We start from the raw sequence: 17,051 nt of genomic DNA, 5'->3' as shown, positions 1-17,051 counted from the left end.
CTGAAAAACAAGGGATGGAAGCGATTGTGGAAACCATCCAGCCGTTACACAATTGGCTAACCATCCATAACAGCAATGCAAAAATGAATACCTCTAGGGGGCCTGCCGATGACACAGCGCTTTGACTGGAGCCTGATCCAGTCCTTTCTGGCCGCCCTGGACCAGGGCAGCCTGCTGGGCGCTGCGCGCGCGCTGAACGCGAGCCAGCCCACCATCGGCCGCCACATCGTCGAGCTGGAAACGCAGCTCGGCGTGGTGCTGTTCGAGCGCACGGGGCGCGGCCTGCTGCCCACGGAGACGGCCTTGCGCCTGGCGGAATCGGCCCGCGCGATGCAGGCCGGTGCCGATCAACTGGCGCGCAGCGTCTCGGGGGCCGAGGCGGGCGTGAGCGGCACGGTGCGCATCACGGCCAGCCAGCCCGTGGCCTGCATGCTGCTGCCGCCGCTGCTGGCGCGCATGCGGATCGAGCTGCCCGAGGTGCAGGTGGAGCTGGTGGCCAGCAACGAGGTCACCAACCTGCTGCGCCGCGAGGCCGACATCGCCCTGCGCATGGTGCAGCCCACGCAGGCCAGCCTGGTGGCCAAGCGCATCGGCAAGGTCACGCTGGGCACCTATGCCCACCGCGACTACCTGCGCCGCCGCGGCACGCCACGCCAGCCGGCCGACCTGATGCAGCACGACGTGGTCGGCAACGACCGCCAGGGCGACATCGCACGCGGCTTCGCGGCCATGGGCTTTCCCGTGGAACGCCAGCAATTCGCACTGCGCACCGACGACCTGATCGCCTACTGGCAGGTGGTGCGCAGCGGCCTGGGCATCGGCTTTGTGGCCGACTACATGGCCCGCACCGAGCCCGACCTGGTGGCCCTGCTGCCCATGCTCAAGCTGCCCGAACTGCCCATCTGGCTCACGGTGCACCGCGAGATACGCACCAGCCAGCGCATCCGGGCGGTGTACGATTTTCTGGCCCAGGCCGTGCCCGACGCCCTGTAACCCACCCCTCTGCCCATGACCATGCACCACCCTCTGCGCCGATTCGCAGCAAGCCTTCTCGCCGGCCTCCTGGGTGCGGCAGCGCCGGCCATGGCCGCCGACACCGCGAGCTTCGAACCCTCGACCGGCACGCTGCGCCTGCCCACGCTGCAACTGGATGCCGGCGACCGCTACCGCGATGTGGTGGTGCGCCTGCTCGATCCCGGGCAGCTGCGCGTGGACGACCCCACCGTGGGTGCGGAGCTGCAGTACCTGACCACGGGCAGCGTGCTGCGCCTGCCCCAGGTGGTGATCGGCACGGCCACCTACCCCCGGGTCAGCCTCACCCGGCCGGGGCTGGAACTGCTCTCCGTGGGCGGGCTGCTGCCGCCCCCGAGCGCGGCGGACGCGAGCGTGCCGGGCACCATCAGCACGCCCTTTCCCACGCTGGAGAACATCTCGGTGGAATGGGCGTTTACAGGCGATGCCAACCGCAATGCCGTGGTCAGCGTGCGCTACCGCGCGCAGGGCAGCAACACCTGGCTCGCTGGCATGCCCCTCCGCCGCATCCACAACGAGACCTCGGACCAGGGCCGCACCTGGCCGCTGCGCCATTCGGGCAGCATCTTCGACCTGGCGCCGGGCACCACCTACGAGATCGAACTCACCCTCACCGACCCCGATGGCGGCAGCGCCGTGCGCACCACCACAGCCACCACGCGCAGCGTGCCCATGCCGACGCCCGGCGCGCTGGTCAGGCCCGCCACACCAGCCACCCTGGCCAGCGTGCTGGCGGCGGCCAATGCCGGTGACATCGTGGAGCTGGGGGCCGGGCGCTACAGCGGCTTCAGCGTGGGGCGCAGCGGCACGCCGGGCCGGCCGCTGGTCGTCCGGGGTACCCCGGGCGCCGTGGTCGATGGCGAGATCGGCGTCTTCAACCAGCGCCACGTGATGCTGACCGAACTGACCCTGAATGGCCGCGTGCGCTTCAACGGCACCAACGACTTCAGCATGACGCGCAGCACCGTCAACGCCACGGCGGCGCTGGGCGGGCATGGCATCATCACCTTCACGCGGGCGGAGAACGCCTACATCGCCGACAACACGGTCACCGGCACGGTGGTCTGGTCCGAGGCGGCGCTCGGCGTGTCGGGCGGCAATGCCGGCGAAGGCATCCTCGTGACGGGGCCGGGCCATGTGATCGCGCACAACCGCGTGGCCCGCTTTCGCGACAACATCTCCCTGCTCGAAGACGGCGAGGCCGTGGACCAGTACAGCATCGACATCCTGAACAACGATCTCTCCGAAGCGGCGGACGATGGCGTGGAGGCCGACTTCTGCATGCACAACTGCCGCATCCTGCGCAACCGGCTGACCAACGTGTTCATCGCGCTGTCCTCGCAACCGGGGCTGGGCGGCCCCACCTACTTCGTGCGCAACGTGGTCTACAACGCGGTGCATGTGGCCTTCAAGCTCTACCGCAGCAGCTACGGTGACGTGCTGCTGCACAACACCGTGGTCAAGAACGGCGATGCGCTGGGCATCTATGCCGGTGCCACGGTGGGGCGGCTGTATGCGCGCAACAACCTGTTCATCGGCGGGCCGGGCGGCACCTATGGCGGCTATTCCAGCGGCACCGGGCGGGTGCTGTCGATTGCCGACCTCGATGTGGCCAGCGCCGACCTCGATTTCGATGCCTATGGGTCCACGGTGGGCAGCTTCACCGGCCGCTGGGGTGCGACCAGCCTTGCCAGCCTGGCCGAGCTGCGCGCGCGCACCACGGAGCGGTCAGCCGTGCAGGTGGGCATGGATTCGTTTGCCGCTGCACCCGTGTTCCCCGGCGCTCCGCTCACGCTGTACAACGTGCCCGACCTGCGCCTGCAGCCCGGTTCCGCTGCCGTCGATGCCGGGCAACGCATCCCCAACATCAACCAAGGCCACCAGGGCAGCGCGCCCGACATGGGTGCCTACGAGCAGGGCCAGGCCCTGCCCGTGTACGGCCCGCGCTGAAGCGCGGTCAATACAGCGGTGCGATGGGCTTGACCACATACAGCATGTTGCTGTCGGCCTTGCCGTCGTACAGGTACTTCTGCTTGATGCCGCCCAGGTTGTCCGGGGCGATTACGAAGTCGGCGTCGTTGAGGATGGCCAGACGGTTCGCGTCGATGACCCACATGCCTTCAAGCTTGTCGTGCGGGTACTTCTGCGAGGCGATGGCATCGTAGGCCAGGGTCTTGGCGACGGGCCGGATGCCCAGCGCGGCCAGTTGCGCCCAGCCCGCGGCGTAGTTGTCGGCGGTGCCGCCGTCCTTGACCACCAGCTCCAGCGTCTTGCCGTCCACGAGCAGGCCGTTGGCGGCGTTCACCGAGAGGGAGGCGTTGGCGCTGCGCAGGGCGGCATTGGAGCGGTCCACATTGGTCGCCTGGCTGAGGTCGATCTTGTAGATGTTCTTGCGCACCACGCCGGTGTCGATGCCGTAGAACTTGGTGTCGCGCTCGACCACGAGGAAGCTCGTGGCGGACAGCGCCACGATCTCGGAGTTGGCTAGGCCCGCTGCATCCTGGCGGTACAGGTACTGGGCCGTGGCGCCGGTCTCGATGTTCACCGTGACGATGCGCGTGAGGTTGATGCTGCCGACCGCACTGGTCGGGTTGTACAGGTTGGACTGCATCATGCCCACCAGCGTCTTGCCGTCGGGAGTGATGGTCAGGCCTTCCATGCCGCGGTTGGGCCAGCGCGTGGACAGTTCGGCCGGCAGGGTGCGGCCGGCCTTGTTGCGCGGGTCGGCCGCAAACGGGTTGATGCGCTCGATCTCCTTGCCCGTGGCATCGAAGTGCACGATGTGCGGGCCGTACTCATCGCTGATCCAGAATGTGCCGTCCTTCATGGCGACCAGGCCTTCGGAGTCCAGACCGCTTTCGTCGAAGCCCTTGACGCCGTCGCCATCGGGGTCCAGCGAGACGATGCTGCCGTCCAGGTTGTAGGGTGTCTCGCCCGTGCCGCCGAATTGGCTGTTGGGCAGGCCGGTGATGGGGCGGCCCTTGGGATCCTTGAGCAGGATGGTGCTCACGAGCTCGGCCTTGCCCTCGTGCGTGAGCTTGAACAGGCCGATGCGGGGCGTGTACTCCGGCGTGATGAAGATGATGCCCGCAGGCGTGCGGGTCGGTTCGGTGGCGGCGTTCGGGCCGCGGTCGCTTAGGCCGTAGAAGTAGCCTTCCAGGGTGGGATGCGGCGTCATGGACGAACCGTAGCTGCCGTTGCGCAGTTCGGTCTTCTCTGCGTTGGCCACTTTGCCCATCACCTCGTAGGGCAGGCTGGTGCCGCTGGCACCCGGAAACTGGAACCCGCCATCGGAGCCGCCACAGGCGACCATGCCCCAACCCAGGGCGACGATGGACAGGGCACGGGGAACAAAATGCTTCATGCTTGTGGGAGTGAGAATGGAAGGCTTTTCCAGCATATGAAGGCTGCGTGACAATCCCATGAATCCACCAAGGTCGGTGCTGCAGCGGCCCCGCTGGCGCCACACCCGCCGATGGCCGGCCGCATTTGGGATACAAACACGGAAATCCGCGCCCGGGCCATGGGCGCCCCCCACAGGAGGATCTCTTGAACCCTTCCACCGGAATGACCCGCTTTACCGCCATCCTCTGCGCCAGCCTGCTGCTGGGCACGACCGGCAGCGCGCTTGCGCAGGACTCCAGCAGCTCGCGCATCGCGCGCGTGACCGTCTATTCCGGCACCGCCACCGTGGAGCGCGTGGCCAGGGTGGCCGCGGGGGCGCGCAGCTTCACCTTCGCCTGCCTGCCCGCCTCGCTGGATGCGCAGAGCCTGCAGATCAACGCTGACGCCGGTGTGCGCGTGGGCGAATTCAATGTGCTCACCGAAGACCGCGACGTGGCCGCGGCCTGCAGCAGCCCGCTGGACGGCCGCATCCGCGACCTCGAAGACCAGATCGCCGCAGTGAAGGCCGAATCGGGCGGGCTGCAGCTGGTGGACAGCTACCTCAAGGGCGTGGCGGGCGGCAGGGCTGCCGGCGATGACAGTGCCAACGGTCGCGCACCCGCCCCCACGCCGGCGCAGATCAGCGCCATGGCCGATGCGCTGCGCAAGTCCGGCCAGGATGCTCTGGCGCGCACCCACCAGCTCCAGCGCAAGCAGGAAGCGCTGGAGCTGGCCTTGAAGCCCCTGGTGGCCGAGCGCAACCGCGTGGCCAGCCAGCGCGCGCGCGTGGTGTCGGTCAGCATCAACCTCGCGGCCGAGCGTGAGGGCGAGCTGCGCCTGTCCTACCAGGTGCGCGGACCGGGCTGGCAGCCCAGCTACCGCGCCACGCTCGATGCGGCCAAGTCCACCGTGCTGCTCGAACGCCAGGCCCTGGTGGCCCAGAACAGCGGTGAGGACTGGAGCAATGTGCAGCTGGTCCTGTCCACCGGCCAGCCCGGCCGCGCCACCCAGGGCCGCCTGCCGCGTCCCTGGACGCTGGATGTGGCGCCACCGCCACCGCCCCAGCCCCAGGCCATTCCCGCCCCGGCCATGGCCATGGCGGCCCCCGCCCCGGTGGCGCGGGCCCAGGGCATGGCCGACGAAGCCATGCCCAGCTTCGAGGTGAACACCACCGACAAGGGCTTTGCCACCGAGTTCGCCGTGCCCCAGCGCATCACCGTGCCCTCGAGCGGGCAGCGCGTGACGCTGGCCCTGGGCAGCCACAGCGCGGCCGCCACCCTGCTCACGCGCACCGCCCCCGCGGTGGAAGACGTGGCCTACCTGGTGGCCGAGGTCCCCACGCCGCCGGGCGTATGGCCGGCAGGCGCCGTGGGCCTGTACCGCGACGGCGCCTTTGTGGGCGCCGGGCGCCTGGACTTCGGCGCGCCCAGCACCGCCCCGGCGGGCAGCACGAGCCTGTCGTTCGGCAAGGATGACCTGGTCACCGTGCGCGCCGAGGCCCCGCAGGACCTGACCAGCGCCACGGGCTTCACGGGTTCGCGCACGGAGCGCCGCACGCGCCGCACCTACAGCGTGGAAAACCGCCACAAGACCGGCATCACGCTGCAGGTGCTGCATGCCGCGCCGGTCTCGCGCAACGAGAAGATCGAGGTGGAGTCGCGCTACCAGCCGCAGCCGGCCGAGCTAGCCTTCAACCGCACGCCGGGCACGGTGGCCTGGCAGCAGCCGCTGGCGGCGGGCGCCACGGCGCAGTTCAGCGCCGAACACACCATCCGCTATTCCAAGGATATTCAGTTGCAGGAACGCCAGTGATTGCCCCCTCTGTACCACGCCGTGCCACGGCGGCCTTCATGTTCTCGCACCCGGCCCACTGCATTGCGCTGGGCTTTGGTGCAGGCCTCTCGCGCATTGCGCCTGGCACCGTGGGCACGCTGTGGGCCTGGCTGGCCTTTCTGGCGCTGCAGCAGTGGCTGAGCCCGCTCCACATGGGCATGCTGATCGCCGCCAGCACCGTGGTCGGCTGGTGGGCCTGCACGGTGGCCGCGCGCAACCTGGGCATCGCCGACCCCGGCAACATCGTCTGGGACGAGGTCGTGGCCTTCTGGCTGGTGCTGTGGCTGGCCATGCCCATGGGCTGGTGGGGGCAGTTGGTGGCGTTTGCGCTGTTCCGCTTCTTCGATGCCGCCAAGCCCGGCCCCGTGGCCTGGGCCGATGGCCTGTTCAAGGGCTTTGGCTGGCGTGGCGGCTGGGGCATTCTGTGGGACGACTTCGTGGCCGCCTTCTGCACGCTGCTGGTGATCGCGCTGTGGAGGTTCTGGCGATGAGCAGCATGGCTGCCCAGGAGCGGCTGCTGGCCGACATTGCCGCCCGGCTGCTCGCGCGCGGGCAGATGCTGGCCACGGCCGAGAGCTGCACCGGCGGCATGATCGCGGCGGCCTGCACCGACCTGTCGGGGTCGAGCCAGTGGTTCGAGCGCGGCCTGGTGAGCTACTCCAACGAGGCCAAGGCCGAGCTGCTGGGCGTGCCGCCCGGGCTGATCGCGGCGCACGGCGCGGTGAGCGAGCCGGTGGCCCGTGCCATGGCGGCTGGCGCGGTGGCGCATTCACGCGCGCAGGTGGCCGTGGCCGTCACGGGCGTGGCCGGCCCCACGGGCGGCAGCCCCGCCAAGCCCGTGGGCACGGTCTGGTTCGGCTGGGCGGTGGACGGTTCCGTGCACACCGAGCTGCAGCAGTTCACAGGTGACCGGGCCGCCGTGCGCAGTGCCACCGTGGCCCATGCGCTGCAGCGCCTGCATGGCTACCTCACCTGAACCTGCGGCCGCGTCGCGCAGGCGCCAAACTGCCTGCACGGCGCCGGTGTAGCATCGGCCCGCCATTGCCCCAACGGAGCCTCCATCCATGCACCCCAACGCCCAGACCCTGCAGCGCTTCTACACCGCCTTCGGCCAGCTCGACCATGCCACCATGCAGGCCTGCTATGCGCCCGACGCGAGCTTCGACGACGAGGCTTTTTCGCTCAAGGGGCGCGAGCAGATCGGCGGCATGTGGCGCATGCTGGCCACGGCCACCAGCAAGAACGGCCGCGAGCACTGGAAGCTCGAATCGAGCGGCATCGAGGCCGACGACAAGACCGGCCGCGCGCACTGGGAGGCGCACTACCTCTTCAGCGCCACGGGGCGCAAGGTGCACAACATCATCGACGGCAGCTTCACCTTCACGCCCGAAGGCCTGATCGCCACGCACCGCGACCGCTTCAACTTCTGGCGCTGGTCGCGCCAGGCCCTGGGCACGCCCGGCCTGCTGCTAGGCTGGTCACCCTCGCTCAAGCGCAAGGTGCGCAGCACGGCGGCCGGCAACCTGGCGAAATTCCTGGCGCAGGAAAAGAAGTAAGAATCACCTGCCTGCGATCTCGCAGAGCATCGCAGGCAGGTTCTCGGCGCAGAACGTGCGTTTGTTCACGCCACCCGCGCCCGCTACCCCGACGGGGTGGGGCGCTGCGCAAATGCATCCCTAGAATCCGCGGCTTCGCACGCTGCGGGCAGGCCCTCCCGGCCGGGTGCCTGCGGCCACCTGGAACCCCTTCGGCCCCGACACTGCGCCTGCACGCAGCCGGCCGATCCGCCCGCCGCTGCCGCCATGTCGCCTTTCACCGCCACCCAGAACCAGCTCCTGATGGAGCACCTGCGCAGCTTTCTGCAGGGCATGGAGCCCGACGCACTGGAGCTGCTGCGCGCCCACATGGAGTGGGTGGAAATCCCTGGCGGCGGCACGCTGATGAACCAGGGCGATCCCGGCGAGTCCATGTACCTCACCGTGAGCGGCCGCCTGCGCGCCTACGTGCGTGGCGACGATGGCCAGCAGCGCCGTGTGGCCGACATGGGGCGCGGCCAGGCCATCGGCGAGATCAGCCTGTTCACCGACGCACCGCGTGCCGCCACCGTCGTGGCCGTGCGCGACTCGGTGCTGGTGCGGCTGACCAAGCCGGTATTCAAGAGCCTGCTGGCCAGCAGCGCGCAGCTGTCCATGGCGCTCACGCGCCAGGCCATCGAGCGCCTGCAGTCGCGCTCGGCCAACCCCGCGACGGAGCGGCCCGTGGCCATGGGCCTCTTGCCCATCAGCGCCGGGGTGGACCTGCAGGGCTTTGCCGTGAAGCTCGCGCGCCAGCTCGGCGCCCCCGGCAAGGTGCGCGTGGTGGATTCGGCCACCGTGGACCGCGAGTTGCAGGACCCCGGCATCGCCCAGCGCGAAGGGGCCGATGCCTCGGCCAACCGGCGCATCGCCATGCTGCTCGACGAGATCGAGGCACGCAACGACTTCGTGCTGCTGCTGGCCGACGCCGAACCCACGCCCTGGACGCGCCGCGTGAGCCGGCACTGCGACGAGTTGCTGCTGCTGGCCGATGCCTCGGCCGAGCCCGCCATCCACCCCATCGAGGCGCAGTGCTTGGCCCAGCGCGCGCCGCTGACCGAGGCGGCCGAGATCCTGGTGCTGCTGCACCCGGCCGACGCCCGTTGCCCGCGCCATACCGAGCAGTGGCTGGCGCGCCGCACGGTGGCCGACCATGTGCACGTGCGCCCGGCGCTGGAGCGCGACATGGCGCGCCTGGCGCGCATCCAGAGCCGCACCGCCGTGGGCCTGGTGCTGGCCGGCGGCGGTGCGCGCGGCTTTGCGCACCTGGGGGTCTACCGCGCGCTGCTGGAGCAGGGCGTGGAGATCGACTGCGTGGGCGGCACCAGCATCGGCTCGGTGATGGCTGCCTACGTGGCTTCGGACCAGCCGCTGGAGGCGGTGATGGCCAACGCGCGCGCGGCCTTTCGCACCAACCCCACGGGCGACTTCAACCTGCTGCCCATGCTCTCGCTGATCAAGGGCCGGCGCCTGCGCCACATCCTGGACCAGGCCGTGGGCCGGCTGGTGGGCTTTCCGGCCCGGGTGGAGGACCTGTGGAAAAACTACTACTGCGTGGCCACCAACTACTCCCGCGCCTGCGAGCAGGTGGTGCGCCAGGGCAGCCTGGTCAAATCGCTGCTGGCCAGCATCTCCATCCCCGGTGCGCTGCCGCCCGTGGTGCATGAGGGTGACCTGCTGTGCGATGGCGGCACGTTCAACAACTTTCCGGTGGACGTGATGCGCGGCATGCGCGGCGTGGGCACGGTGATCGGGGTGGACCTGAACTTCCGCAAGCCCCGGCAGATCGACCTGGACGATGTGCCCAGCAGCTGGGCCCTGCTGCGCGACAAGCTGCGCCCGCGCGCGCAGCGGCGCTACAAGCTGCCCTCGCTGGCCAGCTACCTGATGACGGTGACCATTCTGTACAGCATGTCACGCCAGCGCCAGTCGCAGCAGCTGACCGACCTGTACTTCAACCCGCCCATGGAGCGCGTGGGCATGCTGCAGTGGAACCGCTTCGAGCAGATCGTGCAGCAGGGTTATGTGCATGGACTGGACGTGCTGGGCCAGCGGGATGCCGGCGAGCGCTCCCTCCTGCACGGCGCCGAGCCCGCTGTGGCCTGAAGAACTCAGTTTCCTGCGGCAGGCGAGGAGCCCAGCCGGTCGATGAGCACCGCGCTGGCCTGGTTGAGCCCCACCACCTCCACGGTGCAGCCATGGTGCTGCAGTCGCTCGACCACCTTGTCGAGCGCCGCCACGGCGGTCACGTCCCAGAAGTGCGCGCCCGACACGTCGATGCGCACCGCCCGGCCTTCGGCCCCCAGGATGTCGAAGGCGTCGATGAAGGCATCGGCCGAGGCGAAGAACACCTGGCCCGTGACCTGCCAGGTGCGCAGCCCGGCCGCACCGCCATCGTGCACGCTCACCCGCAGCATGCGGGAGACCTTGGCGGCGAAGAACACGCCGCTGAGCAGCACGCCCACGCCCACACCGGCGGCCAGGTTGTGCGTGAACAGCGTCACCGCCACCGTGGCCAGCACCACGGTGCTGGACAGGTGCGGGTGGCGCACCAGGGTGCCCAGCGACTTCCAGTCAAAGGTGGAGGCCGACACCATGACCATGATGGCCACCAACGCAATCACAGGCACCTGCGACACCCAGGGCTTGAGCACCACCATCAGGATCAGCAGGAACACGCCCGCGAACAGCGTGGACAGGCGCCCGCGCCCGCCGTACTTCACGTTGCCCACGGCCTGGCCGATCATGCCGCAGCCGGCGATGCCACCGAACAGGCTGGCCGCCACGTTGGCCACGCCCAGGCCCGCGCACTCGCGGTTCTTGGAGCTGGGGGTGTCGGTCATCTCGTCCACCACGGCAGCGGTCAGCACCGATTCGAGCAGGCCCACCATGGCGATCGCCAGGGCAGGCAGCGCGATGATGCGCAGGGTATCGAGCGCCAGCGGCACCTGCGGCAAGCCCAAGGCGGGCAGCGCATCGGGCAGCCGCCCCAGGTCCGCCACCGTGGGCAGCGCCAGGCCCATGCCAGAGGCGAGCAGCGTGAGCAGCACCACACAGATCAGCGGTGAGGGGATCGCCGTGAGCGCTCGCCAACCCAGGCGCTGGCCCAGCCAGGGCAGGCCGTAGATGATGACCAGGCCCAGTGCCAGCATGGCCCAGGTGGCCGCACCCGCGCCGGAGAGGTGCGGCAGTTGCGCCGAAAAGATGAGGATGGCCAGGGCATTGACGAACCCCGTGCGCACCGAGCTGGAGACGAAGCGCACCAGTACCCCCATGCGCAGCAGACCGAAGGCCAGTTGCACCAGGCCCGCGAGGATGCCGGCCGCCAGCAGGTACTGCAGCCCATGCGACTGCACCAGCGGCGCCGCCACCAGGGCGACGGAGCCGGCCGCCGCAGAAACCATGGCAGGCCGCCCGCCCACGAAGGCGATCACCAGGCTGATGACGAAGGAGGCAAAGAGCCCCACCGACGGGTCCACCCCCGCGACGAAGGAAAAGGCGATGACCTCGGGGATCAGCGCAAAGGTGGCGACGGCGCCCGCCAGCAGTTCGCGCGGAATGCTGACCGGCGCCCATTCGGCGCGCAGCCGGGACAGGACGGAAGAAGACATGGCAGGCCGCACGCGCAGACGTACGGTCACAGGGAAAAGGGGAAAGACCTGCGCAAGCAACGCACCGGCCGGCGCATGGCCGCGCGCCGGCAGGTCAGGGCAGGCCGTTCAAGTGGCGCCGTGGCACTTCTTGTACTTCTTGCCGCTGCCGCAGGGGCAGGGGTCGTTGCGGCCGGGTTCGGGGGCCTTGCGCAGGGTTTCCACGCGCGGGCCCAGGCTCTTCCAGACCTGGCGCAGGTCGTACACCGCCCAGATGGCCTCGCCGAAGGCCTCCACACGGGCCTGGCTGGTGCTGGGCGGGCCGTTCTCGTCGAACATGCAGACCTCGGGCTTGCCGGTGTCGTCCTCGGTCAGGGCGACGATGCTGTCCAGCGCATCGTTGATCCACTGGGCGGCCTCTTTGTCGCGCGGGGCGGCCCAGTCCTCGGGCCAGTTCTCCACGGCGAACATGAATCCCAGGGCCCAGATCTGGCCGAACGAGGGGATCTCCTCTTCGTCGGAGTCCATCTCGGCGCGCTGTTCCTCGGTCAGGCTGGCCACTGCACCGCGCATGTCCATGGCCTCGGGCTGGTAGGTGCGGTCGTCGTCCAGGCGGTCGACCTTGGCGTCGAGCTGCTGCACCACCTCGTCCCAGCGGCGTGTCCACAATTCCAGGAAGCGCGCCTGCTGGGCGGCATCGGCAAAGGCTGGCAGCAGGGGCAGAGGCTCGCCCTCGGCGACCTCGAGCTCGGCACCGTCGCCCAACAGCATGGGCAGGTACTCGGCCGGCGCGATGGGGCGGCGGCTGCAGACCACGGCGGCCAGGAAGCCGTCGCAGAACTCCCACTGCGGGATTTCCTCCCCGCGGGTGCGCAGGTCGTCGAGAATATTGTCGATTTCTTCCAGCGCGTCCGGGCCCAGGGCAGGTGCCAGGGCGGCGGTTTCAGGGTCGGCTTCGGGTTTTTCGGTGGATTCGGTCATGGCGGGGCTCCGTGGACGGGTGCTGGAGGCAAACTTTTACTTTTATGATGGGCCCGGGGACGAGCGCGGCAGCGCCACCCGGTGCAAAGGCGGCAGTGTAGCCCTCCCGCCACGCCCGCAAAAAAACCAGGACAAGCCATGCTCCACCAACTCAATTCCCTGTACCCGGTGCGCTACACGGCATTTGCCCTGTGCGTGCTGGGCCTGCTGCTGGCACTGTTCGCCCTGGTGGCATTCGGCGTGGGCCTGCCGCTGGTGCTGGTTTTCGGGGCCCTGGTGGCTGTGGGCGTCTACGACCTGCGCCAGAGGCGCCACGCCATCCTGCGCAATTACCCGGTCATCGGGCATATCCGCTTCATGCTCGAGTACGTGCGCCCCGAGGTACGCCAGTACTTCATCGAGAGCGACAGCGAGGCAGCGCCCTTCTCGCGCGCCCAGCGCTCGCTGGTCTACCAGCGCGCCAAGGGCGAGCCCGACAACCGCCCCTTCGGTACCCACCTGGACGTGGGCGCGCATGGGTATGAATGGGTCAACCATTCCATGGCGCCCACACAGCTCACCTCGCACGACTTCCGCGTGTGGATCGGCGGCAGCCCCGATGCGCCGTCGCCCTCGGTCTCGCCCTGCACCCAGCCCTACCATGCCAGCGTGTTCAACATCTCGGCCATGAGCTTTGGCGCCCTGTCGGCCAATGCCGTGCTGGCGCTGAACAAGGGCGCACAGCAGGGCGGCTTTGCGCACGACACGGGCGAGGGCTCGATCTCGCAGCACCACCGCGTGCATGGCGGCGACCTGATCTGGGAGATCGGCTCGGGCTATTTCGGGTGCCGCAACGACGATGGCAGCTTCAGCCCCGAGCGCTTCGCCGCGAACGCACAGGACCCGCAGGTCAAGATGATCGAGCTCAAGCTCAGCCAGGGCGCCAAGCCGGGCCATGGCGGGGTCTTGCCCGCCGCCAAGGTGACGGCCGAGATCGCCGCCGCGCGGGGCGTTCCCATGGGCAAGGACTGTATTTCGCCCTCGCGCCACAGCGCCTTTTCCACGCCAGTGGAGATGATGCAGTTCATCGCGCGCCTGCGCGAACTCTCGGGCGGCAAGCCCACGGGTTTCAAGTTCTGCCTGGGCCACCCCTGGGAATGGTTCGGCATCGTCAAGGCCATGCTCATCACCGGCATCACGCCCGACTTCATCGTGGTCGATGGTGCCGAGGGCGGCACCGGCGCCGCGCCCGTGGAGTTCAGCGACCATGTGGGCGCGCCGCTGCAGGAAGGCCTGCTGCTGGTGCACAACACCCTGGTGGGCGTGAACCTGCGCGAGCGCGTGCGCATCGGCTGCGCCGGCAAGGTGATCACGGCCTTCGACATCGCGCGCATGATGGCCCTGGGCGCCGACTGGTGCAACGCCGGGCGCGGCTTCATGATGGCGCTGGGCTGCATCCAGGCGCAAAGCTGCCACACCGGCCACTGCCCCACGGGCGTGACCACGCAGGACGCGCAGCGCCAGCAGGCGCTGGTGGTGCCCGACAAGGCCTCGCGCGTGGCACAGTTCCACCGCAGCACCCTGCATGCGCTGCAGGAGCTGGTGCAGGCGGCCGGCCTGCAGCACCCCAAGGACATCACGGCCCACCACATCGTGCGCCGCATCAGCGACACCGAGGTGCGCCTCTTGTCCAACCTGATCACGCGCATGCAGCCGGGTGCGCTGCTGGGACCGCTCGATGCCCAGCACAATGTGTTCCGCCTGTACTGGCCGCTGGCCAGCGCGCACAGCTTCGCGGCCAGCGAGCCGGCGCTGGAGCCTTCGGTTCCCCACCATGTCGAGGTGGCCCACGCGGCCGTGGCCGCCGTCGGCGAACTGCCTGCCAACGCCGCCGTATGACGACGATGGACGCAGGCCAGGCCCCTGAAACCACCCCGGGCAGCAGCAGCATCATCGACTACGTGGCCTACCTGCGCCAGCAGCTCGCGCAGCAGCAGTTCAATGTGGCCAGCTACCGCCTGGGCGATGAGCAGGTGTGGCTCAAGAAGGCGGGAGCGCCGCACGGCACGGGCCGCTACCGCGCCATGGCGGCGCTGGCGGCCCTGCTGCGCCTGGAGGTGCTGCGCCCCGTGCCCAACCGGGGCGGGAACGAGGCCATCGCCACCGAGGTGCGGCGCCTGCGCGACCTGCAGGCGCGGGGTCTGCGCGTGCCCATGGTGCTGGCGGCGCAGGAGGACGGTTTTCTGATGCGCCACCTGGGCCGCCCGGCGCAGCAGACACCGTCGCTGGGCAACGAGATCGACCATGCCGTGTCCGCCGGCCCCGCCGCCGTGCTGGCCCTGTGGCAGCAGGGCCTGGCGGCGATTGCGCAGGTGCATGCAGCCGGCACCTGCCTGAGCCAGGCCTTTGCGCGCAACCTGGTGCGCTGCCCCGATGGTGTGGTGGGCTACATCGATTTCGAGGACGACCCGGCCGGCGTGCTGCCACTGCCCGTGTGCCATGCGCGCGATGCGCTGTGCTACGCCCACTCCACCGCCATCTACCTGCGCCTGGTGGGCGCGCTCGACGATGCCCGCGCTCTGTGGGCGGCCTGGATCGCCGCCGGCAGCCCCGAGCTGCAGGCCGTGATGGCCAGCAGTGTCGGGCGCATGGGCTGGATGCGCCACCTGCCGCAAAGCCGCAAACTGGGGCGCGACATGCAGCGCGTGCGTGCGGCCTACGACCTGCTGGGGCCTTGAAGTCAAACACCCCCTGAGTCGCTTCGCGCCTTCCCCCTCTCTCGACTCGCCACGCGAGTCGGGAGGGGGACGCCCCCAGCGCGGCGGGGCGGCCCTTGCGCGGGGGCACTGGCCTTGGCCGCGCCGGCTTTATGGGCCGGGGGCTCAGGCGGGCGCGGTCCAGGACTCCAGATGGGCTTCGGCGGGTGCCGCCTCCAGCACCAGCGCCGTCGCCACATGGGCATCGAGCAGGAGCAGGCGCTTGCGCATGCAGATCACGGCCTTGTCCTTGCTCAGCAGGATGGCGCGGTGCGCGGCCGCCAGGTCGATGAATTTCTGGTCGTCGGCGTCCTTGCAGACATAGGCCACGCGCGGCGCGATCTCCACCAGGCGCGCCTGCGCGTCGAAAGCGGCGAGCACCCGGGCGGCATCGACCTGGTAGTAGTCCATGCGGCCAACGATGTGCGGATACGCCAGCACGCGTTCGAGCTCGTCGCGCATGACCTGCGTGGCGATCCAGGCCAGGCGCCCCTCGGCCAGCAGCTGGCGCAGCGGCGCGGTGGCCGGGTCGGAGAAGATCAGCAGGTCGAGCGCGACATTGGTGTCCACCACCACCGGGCGCGCAGGCTCGCCGACAGGGGCCTCGGCCGGCAGGGAGAGCTCAACCCGCATCGCGCGGCCCCTGGCCAGGGGCCTTGGCGGCGCTGCGCTCGCGCACCGCGCCCTTGACCATGTCGAAGCGGAACATGCGGCACTCGATGGGGCCGTTCCACATCGGCACGCGGCGCGACTCCTTCAGGCGCATCTTGCCGGGCAGCTTGAGGTCGGGCGTGAGCATCCAGGCCGTCCAGCCGGAGTAGTTCTTCTTCCAGTGCGCGGCCAGTTGGCTGAAGAATTCGCCGCCGTCATCGGTGTGCGCGGCCTCGCGGCCCACGCTGGCACCCTGGGCGCGCTCGGCCGCGCGCTCGTTGGCATTGCGCCCGGCCGATCCGGCGGCGGCAATGCGCTCACCGTAGGGCGGGTTGAGCAGCATCACGCCCGACTGCTCGCTGGGCGGCATGCGCTGCAGCGCATCGCCGCCGCGCAGCTGCAGGGCTTCGGCCACGCCGGCACGCTCGGCATTGCGCTGGGCAAAGTCGACCATGCGGTGGGCCACGTCGCTGCCGAACACGGGCACGGGGCTGGGGCGGATGGCGCTCTCGGCCTCGGCCTGGATGGCCGACCACACATGGCCCTGGAAAGGCAGGAGTTTCTCGAACGCAAAGCGGCGCAGCATGCCGGCCGGGATGCGGCAGGCGATCTGCGCTGCCTCGATGGCGATGGTGCCGCTGCCGCAGCAGGGGTCGTACAGGGGCACGGGGTCATCGCCCAGCGGGTCCCAGCCGCTCGCGGCGATCATGGCTGCGGCCAGGGTTTCCTTGAGCGGGGCGTCGCCCTTGTCCTCGCGCCAGCCGCGCTTGAACAGCGGCTCGCCCGAGGTATCGATGTAGACCGTGGCCTCGTCAGTGGTCAGGTGCAGGTGGATGCGCACATCGGGCCACTGGGTGTTCACATCGGGCCGCACGCCCGTCTTGTGGCGAAAGCGGTCGGCCACCGCGTCCTTCACGCGCAAGCCGGCGAAGTTCAGGCTCTGCAGCGGGCTGTGCTGGGCCGTGACCTCCACCTTGAAGGTCTGGCGCGTGGTGAACCAGATCTCCCAGGCCACCTCGCTGGCGATGCCGTAGAGGTCGTTCTCGGAGCGGTAGGGCCGGTGCGCCAGTTGCACCAGCACGCGCTGCGCGAGGCGGCTGTGCAGGTTGAGCAGCAGCGCGTGGCGCCACGAGGCGCGCAGCAGCACACCGCCGCGGCCGACCAGTAGGTCCTGGCCCGTGAGGCCGGTGATGGCATGCACCTCGTCGGCGAGGTAGCCCTCGACACCGGCGGCGCAGGGAAGAAAGAGTTGGAGTTGGTTCATGGCACTG

The 17,051-nt window shown here is 69.6% G+C and carries 14 protein-coding genes; 9 read left to right on the top strand and 5 right to left on the bottom strand.

Annotated features, from left to right (window positions below; all coding sequences use genetic code 11):
* Positions 1-108: 108 nt before the first annotated feature.
* Positions 109-993 (top strand): LysR family transcriptional regulator, encoded by an 885-nt coding sequence (locus AC3WOH_RS06705; protein ID WP_492228600.1) that lies wholly within the window; start codon positions 109-111, stop codon positions 991-993.
* Positions 994-1,008: 15 nt separating this feature from the next.
* Complete coding sequence (locus AC3WOH_RS06700; protein WP_492228599.1) at positions 1,009-2,982, top strand: right-handed parallel beta-helix repeat-containing protein; 1,974 nt, start codon at positions 1,009-1,011, stop codon at positions 2,980-2,982.
* 7 nt (positions 2,983-2,989) lie between these two features.
* On the opposite strand, the gene AC3WOH_RS06695 is transcribed toward AC3WOH_RS06700, so the two are convergent.
* Positions 2,990-4,396 carry an esterase-like activity of phytase family protein gene (locus tag AC3WOH_RS06695; protein ID WP_492228598.1) on the bottom strand — a complete coding sequence of 469 codons (1,407 nt, stop codon included), beginning with the start codon at positions 4,394-4,396 and terminating at the stop codon, positions 2,990-2,992.
* Positions 4,397-4,599: 203 nt separating this feature from the next.
* Between AC3WOH_RS06695 and AC3WOH_RS06690 the strand changes: the two genes are divergently transcribed.
* The 5 genes from AC3WOH_RS06690 to AC3WOH_RS06670 all read left to right on the top strand — a co-directional run bounded on the left by AC3WOH_RS06690 (position 4,600) and on the right by AC3WOH_RS06670 (position 9,929).
* A complete protein-coding gene (locus AC3WOH_RS06690; protein ID WP_492228597.1) occupies positions 4,600-6,228 on the top strand; it encodes a DUF4139 domain-containing protein in 1,629 nt (542 codons plus the stop codon).
* A 38-nt stretch (positions 6,229-6,266) separates the two neighbouring features.
* Positions 6,267-6,740, top strand: coding sequence for a phosphatidylglycerophosphatase A family protein (locus AC3WOH_RS06685; RefSeq protein WP_492228768.1), 474 nt, complete (start codon positions 6,267-6,269; stop codon positions 6,738-6,740).
* 5 nt (positions 6,741-6,745) lie between these two features.
* Positions 6,746-7,225: a CinA family protein gene (locus tag AC3WOH_RS06680; protein ID WP_492228767.1), complete on the top strand. Its 480-nt coding sequence runs from the start codon at positions 6,746-6,748 to the stop codon at positions 7,223-7,225.
* A gap of 88 nt (positions 7,226-7,313) precedes the next feature.
* Complete coding sequence (locus AC3WOH_RS06675; RefSeq protein WP_492228596.1) at positions 7,314-7,805, top strand: nuclear transport factor 2 family protein; 492 nt, start codon at positions 7,314-7,316, stop codon at positions 7,803-7,805.
* Between the two features lie 246 nt (positions 7,806-8,051).
* Positions 8,052-9,929 carry a patatin-like phospholipase family protein gene (locus tag AC3WOH_RS06670; protein WP_492228595.1) on the top strand — a complete coding sequence of 626 codons (1,878 nt, stop codon included), beginning with the start codon at positions 8,052-8,054 and terminating at the stop codon, positions 9,927-9,929.
* Between the two features lie 5 nt (positions 9,930-9,934).
* Here the strand turns inward: AC3WOH_RS06670 and AC3WOH_RS06665 are convergent, their stop codons facing one another.
* A complete protein-coding gene (locus AC3WOH_RS06665; RefSeq protein WP_492228594.1) occupies positions 9,935-11,434 on the bottom strand; it encodes a SulP family inorganic anion transporter in 1,500 nt (499 codons plus the stop codon).
* A gap of 108 nt (positions 11,435-11,542) precedes the next feature.
* Positions 11,543-12,394 (bottom strand): UPF0149 family protein, encoded by an 852-nt coding sequence (locus AC3WOH_RS06660; protein WP_492228593.1) that lies wholly within the window; start codon positions 12,392-12,394, stop codon positions 11,543-11,545.
* A gap of 138 nt (positions 12,395-12,532) precedes the next feature.
* On the opposite strand from AC3WOH_RS06660, the gene AC3WOH_RS06655 reads away from it, so the two are divergent.
* A complete protein-coding gene (locus AC3WOH_RS06655) occupies positions 12,533-14,272 on the top strand; it encodes an FMN-binding glutamate synthase family protein (RefSeq protein ID WP_492228592.1) in 1,740 nt (579 codons plus the stop codon).
* Positions 14,269-15,111 (top strand): BUD32 family EKC/KEOPS complex subunit, encoded by an 843-nt coding sequence (locus tag AC3WOH_RS06650; RefSeq protein ID WP_492228591.1) that lies wholly within the window; start codon positions 14,269-14,271, stop codon positions 15,109-15,111. Before AC3WOH_RS06655 ends, AC3WOH_RS06650 begins: the two co-directional genes overlap by 4 nt.
* 144 nt (positions 15,112-15,255) lie before the next feature.
* On the opposite strand, the gene AC3WOH_RS06645 is transcribed toward AC3WOH_RS06650, so the two are convergent.
* Positions 15,256-15,762: a putative toxin-antitoxin system toxin component, PIN family gene (locus AC3WOH_RS06645; RefSeq protein ID WP_492228590.1), complete on the bottom strand. Its 507-nt coding sequence runs from the start codon at positions 15,760-15,762 to the stop codon at positions 15,256-15,258.
* Positions 15,752-17,044 carry a THUMP domain-containing class I SAM-dependent RNA methyltransferase gene (locus AC3WOH_RS06640; RefSeq protein WP_492228589.1) on the bottom strand — a complete coding sequence of 431 codons (1,293 nt, stop codon included), beginning with the start codon at positions 17,042-17,044 and terminating at the stop codon, positions 15,752-15,754. Before AC3WOH_RS06640 ends, AC3WOH_RS06645 begins: the two co-directional genes overlap by 11 nt.
* Positions 17,045-17,051: the final 7 nt, after the last annotated feature.

The organism is Acidovorax sp. FW305-C-20-28 (genome assembly GCF_058783375.1).
The sequence above is the reverse complement of the archived record's forward strand: the minus strand, read 5'-3'. Positions and strand labels throughout refer to the sequence as shown.